This is a genomic window from Mesorhizobium sp. M1342, from assembly GCF_040317955.1.
In the GTDB taxonomy this organism is placed as follows: domain Bacteria; phylum Pseudomonadota; class Alphaproteobacteria; order Rhizobiales; family Rhizobiaceae; genus Mesorhizobium.
Genome location: NZ_JAMYLI010000002.1, coordinates 240,019 through 254,962, shown reverse-complemented (window position 1 = coordinate 254,962; position 14,944 = coordinate 240,019). Strand labels below are relative to the sequence as shown.

At 63.1% G+C, this 14,944-nt stretch carries 15 protein-coding genes; 9 read left to right on the top strand and 6 right to left on the bottom strand.

Features of this window, described 5'->3' with window-relative positions; all coding sequences use genetic code 11:
- Nucleotides 1-44: 44 nt before the first annotated feature.
- Nucleotides 45-818 carry an SDR family NAD(P)-dependent oxidoreductase gene (locus tag NKH06_RS02885; protein WP_023809396.1) on the bottom strand — a complete coding sequence of 258 codons (774 nt, stop codon included), beginning with the start codon at nt 816-818 and terminating at the stop codon, nt 45-47.
- Nucleotides 819-948: 130 nt separating this feature from the next.
- On the opposite strand from NKH06_RS02885, the gene NKH06_RS02880 reads away from it, so the two are divergent.
- Both NKH06_RS02880 and NKH06_RS02875 read left to right on the top strand, forming a co-directional pair.
- Complete coding sequence (locus tag NKH06_RS02880; RefSeq protein WP_023809397.1) at nt 949-2,052, top strand: histidinol-phosphate transaminase; 1,104 nt, start codon at nt 949-951, stop codon at nt 2,050-2,052.
- A gap of 108 nt (nt 2,053-2,160) precedes the next feature.
- Complete coding sequence (locus NKH06_RS02875; RefSeq protein ID WP_245273087.1) at nt 2,161-2,532, top strand: hypothetical protein; 372 nt, start codon at nt 2,161-2,163, stop codon at nt 2,530-2,532.
- Between the two features lie 147 nt (nt 2,533-2,679).
- Here the strand turns inward: NKH06_RS02875 and NKH06_RS02870 are convergent, their stop codons facing one another.
- The 5 genes from NKH06_RS02870 to NKH06_RS02850 all read right to left on the bottom strand — a co-directional run bounded on the left by NKH06_RS02870 (nt 2,680) and on the right by NKH06_RS02850 (nt 8,030).
- Nucleotides 2,680-3,363 carry an SGNH/GDSL hydrolase family protein gene (locus tag NKH06_RS02870; protein WP_023809399.1) on the bottom strand — a complete coding sequence of 228 codons (684 nt, stop codon included), beginning with the start codon at nt 3,361-3,363 and terminating at the stop codon, nt 2,680-2,682.
- A gap of 64 nt (nt 3,364-3,427) precedes the next feature.
- Nucleotides 3,428-4,381, bottom strand: a complete 954-nt coding sequence (locus NKH06_RS02865) for an ABC transporter permease (protein WP_023809400.1) — start codon at nt 4,379-4,381, stop codon at nt 3,428-3,430.
- Between the two features lie 3 nt (nt 4,382-4,384).
- Nucleotides 4,385-5,347: an ABC transporter permease gene (locus NKH06_RS02860; protein WP_352892137.1), complete on the bottom strand. Its 963-nt coding sequence runs from the start codon at nt 5,345-5,347 to the stop codon at nt 4,385-4,387.
- Nucleotides 5,348-5,357: 10 nt separating this feature from the next.
- Nucleotides 5,358-6,869 (bottom strand): sugar ABC transporter ATP-binding protein, encoded by a 1,512-nt coding sequence (locus tag NKH06_RS02855; protein ID WP_352892136.1) that lies wholly within the window; start codon nt 6,867-6,869, stop codon nt 5,358-5,360.
- Nucleotides 6,870-6,950: 81 nt separating this feature from the next.
- The gene (locus tag NKH06_RS02850; protein ID WP_023809403.1) at nt 6,951-8,030 is read right to left on the bottom strand and encodes a substrate-binding domain-containing protein; all 1,080 of its coding nucleotides are present in this window, start codon (nt 8,028-8,030) and stop codon (nt 6,951-6,953) included.
- A gap of 342 nt (nt 8,031-8,372) precedes the next feature.
- Here NKH06_RS02850 and NKH06_RS02845 point away from each other — a divergent pair, with 342 nt between their 5' ends.
- The 7 genes from NKH06_RS02845 to NKH06_RS02815 all read left to right on the top strand — a co-directional run bounded on the left by NKH06_RS02845 (nt 8,373) and on the right by NKH06_RS02815 (nt 14,915).
- Complete coding sequence (locus NKH06_RS02845; protein WP_023809404.1) at nt 8,373-9,023, top strand: SGNH/GDSL hydrolase family protein; 651 nt, start codon at nt 8,373-8,375, stop codon at nt 9,021-9,023.
- 57 nt (nt 9,024-9,080) lie between these two features.
- A complete protein-coding gene (locus NKH06_RS02840; RefSeq protein WP_023809405.1) occupies nt 9,081-10,175 on the top strand; it encodes an ROK family transcriptional regulator in 1,095 nt (364 codons plus the stop codon).
- A 135-nt stretch (nt 10,176-10,310) separates the two neighbouring features.
- Nucleotides 10,311-11,003 (top strand): helix-turn-helix domain-containing protein, encoded by a 693-nt coding sequence (locus NKH06_RS02835; protein WP_023809406.1) that lies wholly within the window; start codon nt 10,311-10,313, stop codon nt 11,001-11,003.
- 3 nt (nt 11,004-11,006) lie between these two features.
- A complete protein-coding gene (locus NKH06_RS02830; protein ID WP_023809407.1) occupies nt 11,007-12,086 on the top strand; it encodes an extracellular solute-binding protein in 1,080 nt (359 codons plus the stop codon).
- A gap of 24 nt (nt 12,087-12,110) precedes the next feature.
- A complete protein-coding gene (locus tag NKH06_RS02825; protein WP_023809408.1) occupies nt 12,111-13,019 on the top strand; it encodes an ABC transporter permease in 909 nt (302 codons plus the stop codon).
- A complete protein-coding gene (locus NKH06_RS02820; RefSeq protein ID WP_023809409.1) occupies nt 13,016-13,804 on the top strand; it encodes an ABC transporter permease in 789 nt (262 codons plus the stop codon). Before NKH06_RS02825 ends, NKH06_RS02820 begins: the two co-directional genes overlap by 4 nt.
- A 1-nt stretch (nt 13,805) precedes the next feature.
- A complete protein-coding gene (locus NKH06_RS02815; protein WP_023809410.1) occupies nt 13,806-14,915 on the top strand; it encodes an ABC transporter ATP-binding protein in 1,110 nt (369 codons plus the stop codon).
- The last annotated feature ends 29 nt before the right edge of the window (nt 14,916-14,944 follow it).

The following is a 14,944-nucleotide window of genomic DNA, read 5'->3' as shown; positions in this document are numbered from 1 at the left end:
TCCATCATCCTTCCCGTCGAAACTGCGGAGGCAAACCTGCCTCATCAGATCGAGGCGAGAAAGCCGCCATCGACCGGAATGGACTGGCCGGTTATGTAGGCAGCCGCATCCGAAGCGAGGAACACGGCGATGCCGTGCAAGTCGTGGAGATCACCGAAACGCCGCTGCGGGATCTTGGCCAGCATGGAGTGCTGCCATGCCTCGTCGCTGTAAAAAACGTCGGTCATCGCCGTCCTGAAATAGCCCGGCGCGATGGCGTTGACCCTTATGCCAAGCTCCGCCCACTCCGCCGCAAGGGCGCGGGTCATGCCGAGCAGGCCCGACTTCGACGAGCCATACGGCACCGCGGTGGGGATTCCGACTTCGGATGTCAGCGAGCACAGATTGATGATGGCACCAGGGCGTCCGGCGTCGCGCATCTGCCGCGCGGCGGCCTGGGCGCAGAAGAACGCTCCCTTGAGATTCGTGTCGACGATCCTGTCCCACAGCGCCTCGTCGACATCGAGCGAGGGCCGCACCTCCTCCACGCCGGCATTGTTGACGAGAATGTCGAGACCGCCAAGCAGGCTGGCAGCCTCTGCGGTTGCTGCCCGGCAGCGGCCGACATCGGTGACGTCGAGAGCGATGGCGTGCGCCACTCCGCCGGCGGCGCGGATGGCTGCCGTGGTGGCCTCCAGCGAGGCCAGGCTGCGCGCCGTGACCGCGACGTCTGCGCCGGCAGCACTCAGCGCCTCGGCGATGCTGCGCCCGATGCCCCGGCTTGCACCGGTGACAAGCGCCTTCCTGCCGGAGAGATCGAAGAGAGAAGCGTTGCGCATGTGATCCTCCTGATCGGTGTCGGTTTCCGCTTCAGCGTCGAGACTATCAGATCAAGTTGCATATACAAGCATATACAAACTGTTTGGGCTACGGTACGGATGACGAAATCCACCGCAGAGGAGCCCGCCCTTGTCGAAAGCCTCGGATATGGTCCGTACCGAAGTCAACCGCCTGTCGCCCTACAATTCCGGGCTGACAATTGACGAGGTCATGGAGCGATACGCACCGGCCAGAATCGCCAAACTGTGCTCGAACGAAAACCCGCTCGGGCCCAGCCCGACCCTCGCCACGACGATGCATGCCGGCTCCGAGATGTTCCGCCTCTATCCGGACCCTGCCGGGCGCAAGCTGCGCCAGGCGATCGGCGACAAATATGCCGTCACCGAGGACCAGATTATCCTCGGCAACGGTTCCGAAGACCTTCTCTCCGTCATCAGCCGTGCCGTGTTGCGGCCGGGCGACGCGGTCGTCACGCTCTATCCGTCGTTTCCGCTGCATGAGGACTACGCGACGTTGATGGGCGCTACCGTCAAGCGCGTTGTCGTCAACGACGATCTGACCATTAATGTCGATGCGCTGGTCGAGGCGGCGCGCGAGCGGCCGCGCATGCTGCTGTTCTCGAACCCGATGAACCCGGTCGGCAGCTGGCTCTCCGGCGGCGATCTGTCGAGGGTTCTGGATGCGACGAGCGACGAGACGCTGATCGTCATCGACGAAGCCTATGCCGAATATGCCGAGGGCGACGACTATGCGTCGTCCCTGCCCTATCTCGAAAAGCTGGACCGGCCCTGGATCGTGCTGCGGACCTTTTCCAAGGCGTTCGGTCTGGCCGGATTGCGGATCGGCTTCGGCATCGTCGGTGACCCGGAGCTGCGCGCGCTGCTCGACCGCGTCCGCACGCCTTTCAACGCCAACGGCATGGCCCAAGCCGCCGCACTCGCGGCGCTGGCCGACGACGAACACCTCGCCAGGGTCGTCGCGCTGGCCAGGGCGGAGAGAAAACGCGTCGAGACTTTTCTGGCGAGCAAGGGCCTCGACGTCGCCGCCTCCAGGGGCAACTTCCTGTTCTTCAACTGCCGGCGAGATGCTTCCGTGTTCGTCGAAAGCCTGTTGCGGCAAGGCGTCATCGTCAAGCCGTGGAAGCAGCAGGGTTTTGACACCTATGTGCGCGTCAGCATCGGCTCGGCTGCGGAGAACGACCACTTCATGGCCGTTCTGTCGGAGCTGTTGTGAATACACGCTTTGATCGGGATTCGGAACGGACCAGCCAAATTGACCTGCTCCTTGCGGCAGCGAGGTACCAGTTCGGGCACGATGTCACGCTGCGGCGCAATTCGTCGAATGAGGCAGCAGATTTTTTTGAGCTTCAGGCCGACAGCAGGCCTTAACTTTCGCGGCGTGGGTTTTTACATCTCTGGGGTCTGCAAACGATCGACGCTTGAGGAGGCTCCCTTGCAGCAACCAGATGACATCGCCGCCCGCCGATTGGGCATTCTCATCGAGCAATATGTGGAAGCGCGCAAAAAACGATACGGCTATGTGTCGACCGAGCAGGCCTATCGGGCCATCCGGCAGGTCCTCAAACCCGTCATTCCCGACCGCGAACTCGACGACATGGTCGCCTCGCTTGCCGTGAAGAACGGTCTGGCGGTCGTTTTCGACCGCCAAACCAAAGCGTCCGCCGATGACGTAGCTCCGAGGCCAAGCCCCTAGATCGACGCACATCTGCCGGCGCAGGGCGTCATATCAATACGGGGCCAAACGCATCGTTCGGCCCCGCATCGATGTGCATCGCCGGAGGAACCTGCGATACACCTGCGCCGTGGGCCTGTGTGCCGCAAGCCGACGGGCGTGGCGGCTTCAAGCGGCGGTGCTGACCTGGCCCGGCTCGAGGATCGACTTGACCTTGCCGGCCACCGCGCGTCCCAGATCGGCGTTGTTTGCGGCGGTGAAATGAATTCCGTCGACACCGTCCGTGGTGAGGTAATCGCCGGCATTGAGGAAGTCGATCTTCATGAAATCCGCCATCGCCTTGTACTGCCTGGCCAGATCCCTGGATTTTTCGTGCCCGCCGCCGAACATGCCCTCGAACCACGGATCGGGCATCGGGGTCAGCGGCGGCGGCGCAATGACCAGCGCCTTCGGCGCCGGATAAGGCGTGCCGATGCCGCCGGCACTGGTCAGGATCTGCCCGACCAGTTTCGCCATTCCATTGGCGATCTCATAAGGCGTCCGGCGGAAATAAGACTTGGTGTCGTTGGTGCCGAGCATGACAATGACCAGGTCCAGCGGCAGATGGCTGGCGATGGCCGAGGGCAGATAATTGGCCCCGTTCAGGCGCGGATCGTTGGGGTCGTCGAGACAGGTGGTGCGCGCGCTCAGGCCTTCTTCGATGATATGGTAGCCCGCCCCCAGCGCCGCCGACATCACACCGGTCCAGCGCTGGTCATAGGGGTAGCGGTAGGTCGGCGACCCCTCCTTGACCGGAACCCAGCCCCAGGTCAGCGAGTCGCCGTAGCACATGATGTTTTTTGGCGGTGACATCCATGTTTCTCCATCTGTTTGCAATTGTCTGAACGCCGGCGCACTTGCTTTTCGCCGTCTTAAGTCAGGGGTTTCGCACGCGCACTCCGTAGAAGATCGCCGCGCCGAGGATGATGACGCCCTGCGCGATGAGCTTGCCGGGCTCGTCGATGCCGAGCACCGTCATCACCACGAACAGCAGCGCAAAGCACAGCGCCCCGAAGAAGGGCCCCCAGACGCCGCCGTCGCCACGACCGAAGACGACGCCGCCGAGGATCGTTGCCGCGACCGCCAGGATCGGCAGGTCGAGGCCGACACGGACGCTGCCGACGGCGATCGAACCGGTCTGCACCAGGGCCGCGATCGCCGCGATCAGGCCGGCGAGCGTATGCGCCAGGATGACCGTGCGCTGGACCGGCACGCCGGAAAAATGCGCGGCTTCGGCATTCTCCCCGACCGAGGCGACGTAGCGGCCAAAGACGGTCCGCGACAGAAGCAGCCACACCGAAGCGGTCAGCAGGACCCAGAACAGCACCGGCGTCGGAACCGACAGGAATTTCGTGTTGTAGAGGTCGTTGAACAGCTTCGGCACATCGCCGGGCGGATTGCCGCTCGACAGGAACTGCACCAGCCCTACCAGGATGATGCTGACCGCCAGCGTGACGATGACAGCCGACACCCGCCGGCTCCCTATCATGAAGCCGTTGAACAGGCCGATGACGAGGCCGGTGGCGAGCGCCAGCACGACGAAGAAAGGCATCGACGCGCCGGGGAAAGTGCCCGACGAGATGAAATAGTTGATGAGCAGGATGATGCCGCCGCCGGAGAGGTCGATCGACTTCACCCGCATGACGACGAGCTGCCCCAGCACCAGGATGCCGAGCGGGACGATCTGCCTGACGAAGATACCCATGATGTTGAGGTTGAGCATGTTCGGTCGCGCGATCCACAGCGTCGCCAGCAGCACGAGAAAGACAAAATAGGACGGCGGTATGCGCAGCAGGCGCCGGGCGATCGGATTTGCGAGAACGGCAGCCATCTTTTAGAGCCCCATCTTCTTGCGGGATTGCAGCCCGACCACCGCCAGCAGGATGCCGCCCTTGATCGCGGTCTGGACAAAGGGGGAGACGTTGGCGAGGTTCATGCCATTGGCCAGCAGCGCCATGACCAGCGCGCCGATCACCGTGCCGTGCAGGCTGCCTATGCTGCCGGAGAGCTGGGTGCCTCCAAGGGCGACGGCGGTGACGGTGTCGAGTTCGAAAAGCAGCCCGACATTCGGATCGCCCGACACGATGCGCCCGGCCAGGAAGACACCGGCAACGGCCGCGAAACAGGAACAGACCACATAGGCGAGGATGATGTTGCGACGGTCGGAGACGCCGAAATTGCGGGCAGCACTTTCAGCGCCCGAAGCAATGCCGCCGCCAATCGCAAACAGATGCAGCCCGTATCGCGATCCGTAGAGCAGTTTCCACGCTGCCAGGATCACGACGATGCCCCAGAAAACCGGATAGGGAACGCCGAGGAAACTGCTTGAGACGGCATCGATGACGATCTCCGGCACCGTACCGCCGGACACAGGACGCAGGATGCGCGTGATGCCGAGCACGATGTACTGCGTCGACAGCGTCGCGATGATCGGATGGACGTTGAAACGGGTGATCGCCAGGCCGTTGATCAGCCCGATGAGTGCCGCCAGCACGAAGACCGCCGGGATCAGCACGACAGCCGGCTGATCGAGCGCCAGCACCGCCGTGGTGAAGCTGATGACGGAGCCGACCGACAGATCGAGCCCGCCGATGAGCACGACCACCAACTGTCCGATGGCCGCGATGATCAGCGGCATTGCCTGGGCCACCAGGTTGAAGAGGTTTTCGGCCGTGGCAAATTGTGTCGTCTCGACGGTCAGCCACAGCGAAATGAACAAGGCGACCAGCAGTGGCAGGCCCCACAGGCCTTGCCGCGTGTTCCGGCCACTCAGGATGTTGAACAGCGAGCGAACCATGGCAGCCCCCCTAGTGCTGGCGCGCGGAGCCGCCCTTCAGGGCCGCGTCGAGGATCTTGTGTTCCGTCGCCTGCGCCGCCGGCATTTCGGCAACGATGGTGTCGTCGTGGACGACGTAGATGCGATCGCAGAGCCCGATCAACTCGATCGTCTCGCGCGACAGCACCAGCACGGCGCCGCCCTTGGCGGTAAAGTCGCGCAGCAGGTGGTAGATCTCGGACTTGGCGCCGATGTCGACGCCGCGGGTCGGCTCCTCGACCAGCAGAAGATCGAGATCGGCGGCCAGGTAGCGGCCGAGGAGAACCTTTTGCTGGTTGCCGCCCGACAGGGAGCCGACCGGCGCGGACGGCCCTGCCGCCTTTATGTTCATGACCTCCATCATGCGGGCGATGACGTTTCGATACGGCTGCGCCGGCGCGAGTTCGAATCGCCTCGAATGCAATCCGATGGCGATGTTGTGGGCGATCGGCAAAGCGAGGAAGAGCCCCTCCTCCTTGCGGTCCTCGGGAACGAAGCCGACCCTCAGCTGCTGCAAATGGCGAACGCCTGATGATGCCGGGAGCGGCATTTTCAGCGCTTTGCCGTTGACGGAAATCGTCCCGGCGGAGGGATGATAGCGGCCGATCAGCGATCTCAGGAAGCGCTGCTGGCCCTGCCCCTCCAGTCCGGCCAGGGCTACGATCTCACCCTTGTGCAAAGACAGCGACAGCGGCCGCGATGTGTCGGTGATTCTGAGGTTCTCGACTCGCAGGATCTCATCACCCTTATCGCCCGTGCGATCGGGAAAAAGGTCCTGGAGTTCGCGTCCGACCATCATGGCGATGAGGTCGTCGGTGGTGATCTCGGACACCATCCTGGTGCCGACCAGTGCGCCGTCCTTCAGCACCGTCACCGTGTCGCACAGCTCGAAGATCTCCTCCATGCGATGCGAGATGTAGACGATGGCTTTTCCCTTATCGCGCAGCCGGCGGATGTTGCGGTTGAGCACATCGACATCGGCCGCGTTGAGAGCAGCCGTCGGCTCGTCGAGGATAAGCACGCTGGCGTCCGCCTGGATGCAATGCGCGATCTCGACGAATTGCCGCTCGGCTATGGTCAGGTTGGAAACGAGTTGCGACGGGTCGAGCGTGAGGCCGAGTTCGCCAAGCGCCTTGGCGGTCTGGCTTTTCATCGCCCGATAATCGATCGAGCCGAACCGGGTCGTCGGCTCCCGGCCCAGAAACATGTTTTCGGCGATCGACAGATTGGGCAGCAGCGAATGCTCCTGGAAAACGGTCGAAATGCCGGCATCGAGTGCGGCGCGCGGCGATTTCAGATCGAGCTTCTCCCCGTTCATGAAGATCTCGCCGGAATCGGGCTGATGCACGCCCGCCAGGATCTTCATCAACGTCGATTTGCCGGCGCCGTTCTCGCCCATCAGGGCGTGGACGCTGCCCGCCTTGAGATCGAGGGAAACGGAATGGAGCGCCTTGCTCCCTCCGAATGCCTTCGAAATGTGGGACATCTCGATAAGATTGGTCACGAAACCCTCGAACGAACCAAATTCAACACATGGAACGGCCTGCGGGGAATGCTTGTCCACTCCCCGCCAGCCACGGCGCCGTCACTTCTTGCCGTAATATTCCTTGAGCTTGTCCTCGGGCAGTTCGCTCGGCCACCAGACATTGGCGGTCAGGTCGTCGCGATAGTATTTTTTGGCCTTGTCCTGGTCCCATCCGTCGGGATTATAGACATAGCGTTTGTAGAGCTGCTTGCCTTCCAGAAGGGCAACAGCGGCGCGCACGCCGGCCGCACCTTGGGCGGGGCTGTATTCCGGCGAGATCGACTTGAACCCGTCCGTGATCCACTGGCCGAAATAGCCATTGTTGCCCTCGCCCGAAATCGGCGGAACGGGCGTGCCGAACTGCTTGAAGACATCGACGCAGGCGCGCGTCATGTCAGCGCCGGACGACCAGATGCCGTCAACCTGTGGGTTGTTCAGATAAAGCGTCTCGCACAGCTTCTTGGCCTTGTCGTACTGCCAGTCACCATGCTCCTCGGCGATGATCTGCACATGCGTGCCCTTGAGCGACTCCAGGAGTCCGTTGTAGCGGTTGGTGTCTTCCGGATGTCCGGCCAGGCCACGCAGGACCCAGATCTTGCCGTTGTCGCCGACGGTCTTGACCAGCCAGTCGCCCATCACCTTGCCGAAATGCTCGGCGCCGCCCTGGATTTCGGTGGTGTAGGCGTCGGAATCGATGCGACCGGTGTGGAGAATGACGGGAATGCCGGCGGCGACCGCCTTGGCGATGCTGGCATTCGCCGATGTGCTGGTCACCGGCTGCACGATGATCGCGTCGACATGCTGCGCAATCAGGTCCTCGATATCCGCCACCTGCTTCTTCTGGTCGAAGCCGGCATCGAGCAGGATGAATTTCGAGATGCGCTTGTCCTTGGCCGCGGCATTCTCCGCCTCATGCGCCACCTGTACCGTCCACGTGTTTGCGTTGACGCCGAAGTCGCTCATTCCGATGACCCAGGGCGGGTCCTTCTTGAACGCACCGGCCGCGGTCATGCGCGTGTCGTCGGGGCGCGGCGCGACGCCGTCCATCAGCTTGATGTCTTCCGCATGCGCCAGGGACGTCACGGCAAGCGTGGACGCAACTAGCATCCCCAGGCCGACGGTTTTCAGCAATCCTAACATTCAACTCTCCTCCTTGTGGTTGTCCCGGCCTACGAATTCGTATGGCCGGCCGTACGAATGTGTACTGCCGCGAGACGCTCTCCCGATGCATGCTCGTCGTCGCAAACCGACCGATGCACGCGATTCTCCCGTCCCCGAACACATGCGTGTCGAGGCCCAACCCGGGCTGGACGATGGTGACGGTTGAGAACTCCTCCGGCACTTTAGAAGCACAGCGGATTCGCCCTGTCAATAGTTAGTCATGTTGAATGACTATTCCCTTGCTTGCCTTTCACCGCTCCGCTATCCATCATGAATGGCGCTCGCCGGCTTCGGCGCGCTGTCAGTCCCGGCGGGAAAAACATGCGATCAGTCTTGTGCTACGGCGACTCCAACACGCACGGCCAGATCCCCGGCAGGGGGCCGCTCGAGCGCTATGGGCCGGGTGAACGCTGGCCGGGAATATTGCGTTCTCAGCTAGGCCCCGACTGGTATGTCATCGAGGAAGGATTGAGCGGCCGCACCACCGTCCACGACGACCCGATCGAGGGCGCCCACAAAAACGGCAGAACCTATCTTCGCCCCTGCCTGCAGAGCCATGCGACGCTCGACCTCGTCATCATCATGCTCGGCACCAACGACCTGAAGATCCGCTTCAACAAGCCGCCGTCGGAAGTGGCGATGGGGATCGGCTGCCTCGTCTATGACATCAAGGAGCTGGCGCCTGGGCCAGGCGGCTCGACGCCCGAGATCATGATCGTGGCGCCGCCGCCGATGCAGGACGACGTCAAGGAATGGAAGTCCATCTTCGCCGGTGCGCCGGAGAAATCGCGCCTGCTCGCGCTCGAGTTCGAGGTTCTGGCGGACTCGCTCGAACTCCACTTTTTCGATGCCGGCTCGGTGGTGTCGTGCAGCGAAGCGGACGGCTTTCACATCGATGCCGAGGCGCACAGATTGCTGGGCACCGCACTTGCCCGCGCGGTCGATGCCATCGGCTGGAGCCGCTCGACATGAGCAACACTAAAGCCACCGGGCAACGAGCTCCAACCGACGGGGCGACCCTTGCCTGACATGAGGTTCGCACCACCCAATCCATTGCGCATCGCCGATCGCGCGAGCGGGCTGAATGCGTTGAGCGTCCGCAGCTACAATGAGCGGCTGGTGCTGTCGCTGCTGCTTCAGAACGAAGGCATTTCGCGGATGGAAATCGGCGAAAAAACCGGCCTCTCGGCGCAGACGGCATCGGTTATCGTCCGCTCGCTCGAGCAGGAAGGCCTGGTCTCGCAAGGCGAGGCGCAGCGCGGCCGCGTCGGGCCGCCCACCATCCCGCTTTCGCTCAACCCGGAGGGCGCCTATGCGGTTGGCGTCGGCTTCAGCCGACGCCGGATCGACATCGCACTCATCGATTTCATCGGCACCGTGCGCTTCCACACGCAATTGCCGGCGGATGAAGCCAATCCCTTTCCGCAAAGCGGCGATCTGTTCGGCGCGATCAGGCAAGCCATGACCAGCCTGCCGGTCGAGGCGCGCAGCCGGGTTGCCGGCATCGGCCTGGCCGTTCCCGACGATGTCGACACGATGGCTGCAACCCGCAACGGATCGAGCACCTCGCTGAAAGCCTTGCAGGGGGAGATCGAGGAACAGATCAAGCTGCCGGTTTTCGTGCAGAACGACATCACCGCGGCAGCTGGCGGCGAGAGCATGTTCGGCGTCGCAAAGCCGCTCAACGACTATCTGTTCTTCTATCTGGGAGCACGGCTGCAGAGCAGGCTCATCCTCAACCACCAGATCTACAAGGGAAACTCCAGCGCCAGCTTCGATCATGGCCTGATGCGCCTGGAGAGCGAACTGGCCATGCGCGGGCGCCCGTCCGAAATCATCTGGAGCAGCAGCCCTGAGTGGCCTGACCTGGGCGAGGCCTACAGCGCATGGCTGGGCGAGTGTTCCGACCGCCTGAAAGCGTCGATCTCCGCGCTGACCCAGTTTGTCGAGTTCAGTTCGGTCGTCCTGTCCAGCTATGCGCCGCAAAAGATCGCCGAGGCCTTGTGCGACGACATCGGCCGGGAATTCCCCGGCATCGAAGCGCTGCCCGCGCGGGTCAGCATCAGCCCGAAGGCCGTCGGCGCGGCAAGCCTGCCGTTCAGTTCGCGCTTCATGATCCAGTGATCGAGCCGAACCGGCGTTGCCGGTCTGCCGATCATGCACCCTCTGCAGGTCCATCGATGATTTTCAGGTGACCAAGCGAATCTACTTGCCAGGACGCCTCACTTAATAGCATGTTAAGTGAACCCTGAGATCGCCATGAAAATCGCTGCGGATCACGCACTCAATGACAATGCCGCAACCAGCGCCGAAGCGCGCCGCTCGACGGTATTGGGCGATCGCATCAAGGCCTATCGCACCACGCGGCGCCTGACGCTGCGCCAGCTCGGCGGCATGATCGGCACCACCGCCAGCTTCCTGAGCCAGCTCGAGCGCGGCCTTTCCGGCGCCAACACCAGCACATTGATGCTGATCGCCAATGCGCTCGGCATCAGCCTCGCCGATCTTTTCGACGACTGCGAAGTGTCGCCGCACGCGGTGCTGACACGCGCCGAGCGGCCGGCGCTGCCGACCAGCGAAGGCTACCGCAAGACGCTGCTGTCGCGCCGGCCGATCCGCGAGATGGAAGTCTATTGCGGCGAGTTCGCCGTCGGCGGCTCCACCGGCGACGTGCCCTATACGCATGGCAACGCGAGCGAGATGTTCCTCGTGCTGCGCGGACGCGTGCAACTGACGCTCGGCGACGAGAGCTTCACCCTCGAAGAGGGCGACAGCATCGAATATTCGACCTCGACGCCGCACCGGACGATCAATGTCGGCGATGCGGTGGCCGAGGTGCTGTGGATCATCGCGCCGCCGACAAGCGGCGCTGTCGACCTCGATCAATATGTAGCCCGGAAAACGCTCGCGCCCGGCCTGCCAAAATCAAACAGCGAGCCATCGGAGGGTTAGAAAATGGGAAGCAGATCAAGATTGGCCGGATTTGTCGGCGCCGCCGCACTGGCCTTGCTCGCAGCCGCCGCTCACGCGCAGAACGCGCCGCCGGCCGGAACCGTGGTCGACGGCTCGTTGAAGGGCAAGACGCTGACCTTCGTCTCCTATGGCGGCATCTACCAGGACGGCCAGGTTGCCGCGCTCAAGGAATTCGTCGACAAGAGCGGCGTCAAGCTTTTGAACGACGGACCGACCGAAATCGCCAAGCTTCAGGCGCAGGTCGAATCAGGCAATGTGACCTGGGATGTCGTCGACACAGACGATTTTCCGCCCTTCGTGCATTGCGGAAAACTGTTCCAGAAACTCGATCTGACCAAGCTCGACATCTCGCACATCCCGCCCGGACAGGTCGGCGAATGCAGCGTGCCGGCGATGAACTACGGCATGGTCCTGATGTACAAGAACGACACGTACAAGGACAATCCGCCAAAGGACTGGAAGGATTTCTTCGACACCGCGAAATTCCCCGGCACCCGTGCCATCGACGGCAGTGGCAGCCCGCTCGGCGGCCTGATCGAACAGGCCATCCTGGCCGACGGCGGCAAGGTCGACGCCATGACGCCTGCCGATATCGACAAGGGCATCGCCAAGATCAAGGCGATCGGCCCCGACACCATCTTCTGGAAGACCGGCGCAGAATCCCAGCAGCTTGCCGAATCCGGCGAGGCCGACATGATCATCATGTGGACTGGCCGCGCCATGACGGCGGTCAAGAATGGCGCTGCCTATACGCCGGTGTGGAAGGACTGGCTGGTCGTCATGGATCAGCTGACCATCCCGGTCGGCGCCAAGGACACCGATGCCTCCTACGCGCTGATCAACGCCTATCTCGGCAAGAAGTCGCAGGAGATCCTGACCGAGCAGACGTCCTACTCGCCGATCAACAACGAGGCGCAGCCCAAGGTCGACGCATCCGTCGCCGCCTTCCTGACCAACACGCCGGACCACGCGAAGCTCGGCTACCAGCAGAACATCAAGTTCTGGGTCGCCAATTTCGCCGCCGCGTCCGACAAGTGGACGGCGCTGATGGCCGGCAACTGAGCCGGCTATCACTGAGGTGACGGCGTGAGCCAGACATCGCATACGCCGACGGCCGGGGGTGATCATTCCCGGCCGTCAGGTGCCGTGCAGGGGCCGCAGCGGCGCCTGCGCCTTGCCGCCTATCCGTCCCTGCTGGCGATGCCGGCCCTGCTCCTGCTTATCGCGGCTATGGGCTATCCCTTGCTGACCGTCACGCTGCGCAGTTTTTCGGACCCGGCCTGGGGCCTGCAGAACTACGTCTGGTTCTTCTCCACGCCGGTGAACGTCACCGTCCTGTGGCGCACCTTTTCCATCGCCGCCTGGGTCACCATCGTCTGCGTCATCGCGGCCTACCCCTACGCCTATCTCATGACGGCCGTCGAGCCGCGCCTGCGACTCGTCCTCATCTTGTGCGTTTTGGTGCCGTTCTGGGTCAGCGGCGTGGTGCGCACCTTGGCCTGGGTCATCCTGCTGCAAGATTCCGGCATCATCAATTCGGTGATCAGGCTGCTCGGCTTTGACGGCGTGAAGCTGATCCGCACGCAGACCGGAGTCGTCATCGGCATGGCGCAGGTGTTGCTGCCGTTCATGATCCTGCCGCTCTATTCGGTCATGCGCGGCATCGATTTGCGCCTCGTGCAGGCGGCGCGCAGCCTTGGTGCGCGCCCGGCACGCGCCTTCCTGGAAATCTATCTGCCGTTGTCGCTGCCCGGCGTCTTCGCCGGCGCCATCATCGTCTTCATCCTGTCGCTCGGCTTCTACATCACGCCGGCCCTGCTCGGCGGCCCGCGCAGCACCATGCTGTCGACGCTGGTGCAGAGCCAGGTGCTCAGCCTGCTCAACTGGGGCCGAGGCGGCGCCATGGGCGTCGTCCTGCTGGTCGCGACCTTCGTGCTGCTGGCGCTCGCCGCACCGCTGATGCGCCAGCGCCACAAGCAGGCGTCCAGATCATGAGACAAACGCCGTTCCGCATTCTGCTCGGCCTGTTCTGCCTGCTGGTCGCCGTCTGGCTGGTGATGCCGACGCTGGTCATCATCCCGATGTCGTTCAACGAGAAGAAGTCGCTCGCTTTCCCGCCGTCCGGCTTCTCCTGGCAGTGGTACGCGAATTTCTTCACCAATCCCGATTGGCTGTCGAGCTTCTTCAATTCGCTCAGGGTCGCGGGCCTCGTCGCCGTTGCCGCCACGCTGATCGGCACGCTGGCGTCGCTTGGCCTCAGCCGCATGAAACATTCCGGCGCCGGCCTGCTGCGCGCCATCCTGATCACGCCGATGATCGTGCCCGGCGTGGTGCTGGCGATCGGCATCTATGCCGTTTACCTCGACTACCAGCTTGTCGGCACCACCACCGGCTTCGTCATCGCGCACACGATGCTGGCGATCCCCTTCGTCATCATCGCCGTATCGGCAAGCCTCGAAGTCTTCGACGTGCGGCTGGAAACGGCGGCGGCCAGCCTCGGCGCCAACCGCTTCACCACATTCCGCACCGTGACCTTGCCGCTGATCGCGCCCGGTATCCTGTCCGGGCTTTTGTTTGCCTTCGTCACCTCCTTCGATGAAATCATCGTCGCGCTGTTCATCACCAGTCCCTACCTCAAGACCTTGCCGGTGCAGATCTTCACCAGCATCACCCGCGACGCCGACCCGACGGTGACGGCCGTCGGAACCATCATCTTCATTGCCACGACGCTGATCATCAGCGCCGGGCTGATCATCAGCTCGAAATCGACGAGGAGTTGAGATGACTGCGAGGGAACGTGGCGCGGCCATCGACATCAAGGGCGCAACCAAGCGCTACGGCAATTTCACCGCGCTCGACGATGTCAGCCTGCATATCGAGCCCGGCGAGTTCATGACGCTGCTGGGGCCTAGCGGCTCGGGCAAGACGACCACGCTCAACGTCGTTGCGGGCTTCACCGACCTCACCGCAGGCGATCTTGCCGTCGGCGGCAACAGCATCGTCGCCCTGCCGGCGCACAAGCGCAACATCGGCGTCGTGTTCCAGCACTACGCGCTGTTTCCGCACATGACCGTCGGCAAGAACGTCGCCTATCCCCTCACCTTGCGCGGCATGGACAAGCAGGCGCGCGACCGTCTCGTCGTGCGAGCGCTGGACATGGTCAAGATGGCCGATTTCGCGCATCGCTATCCCTCAGAGCTTTCCGGCGGCCAGCAGCAGCGCGTGGCGCTGGCGCGCGCCATCGTCTTCGATCCGCCGCTGCTGTTGATGGACGAACCGCTCGGCGCGCTCGACAAGAAACTGCGCGAATGGCTGCAGCTGGAGATCAAGCGCATCCACCGCGAACTCGGCACCACCTTCGTCTATGTGACGCACGACCAGGAAGAAGCGCTGGTTCTGTCCGACCGCATCGCCGTGTTCAACCAGGGGCGCATCGAACAGGTCGGAACCGGCCGCCAGCTCTATGACGAGCCGACGACCTTGTTCGTGGCCAAGTTCATCGGCGAATCGACCAGTTTGCGTGGCACCGCCCAGACGTCAGGAAACGAGACCAGCCTGACGATCGCCGGCCAGAAGATCGTGGCCAACGGCAAGCTTGCCGGCGGAGGCAAACCGGTGGTCCTGCTGCGGCCGGAAAAGCTCTCGCTTGCCGGCACCAACACGCCTCCCGCCGCCGGGCAGAACAGCCTCACCGGTGAGGTCAGCGAGGCGATCTATCTGGGGTCGGGTTCGAAATACCAGGTGACGCTTCGCGATGGCTCGGTCGCCATCGTGCGCTCGTCGCTGGAAGCCACACCGTTCTCGATTGGTGACACGGTCGATCTGCGCTGGTCGGTAGTCGATGCAAAACTTCTTGCCGACGACGATCGCGCCGACATGACGATGACCTGATCGCTCTTTTCCCCGCAGGATTTTTAGAC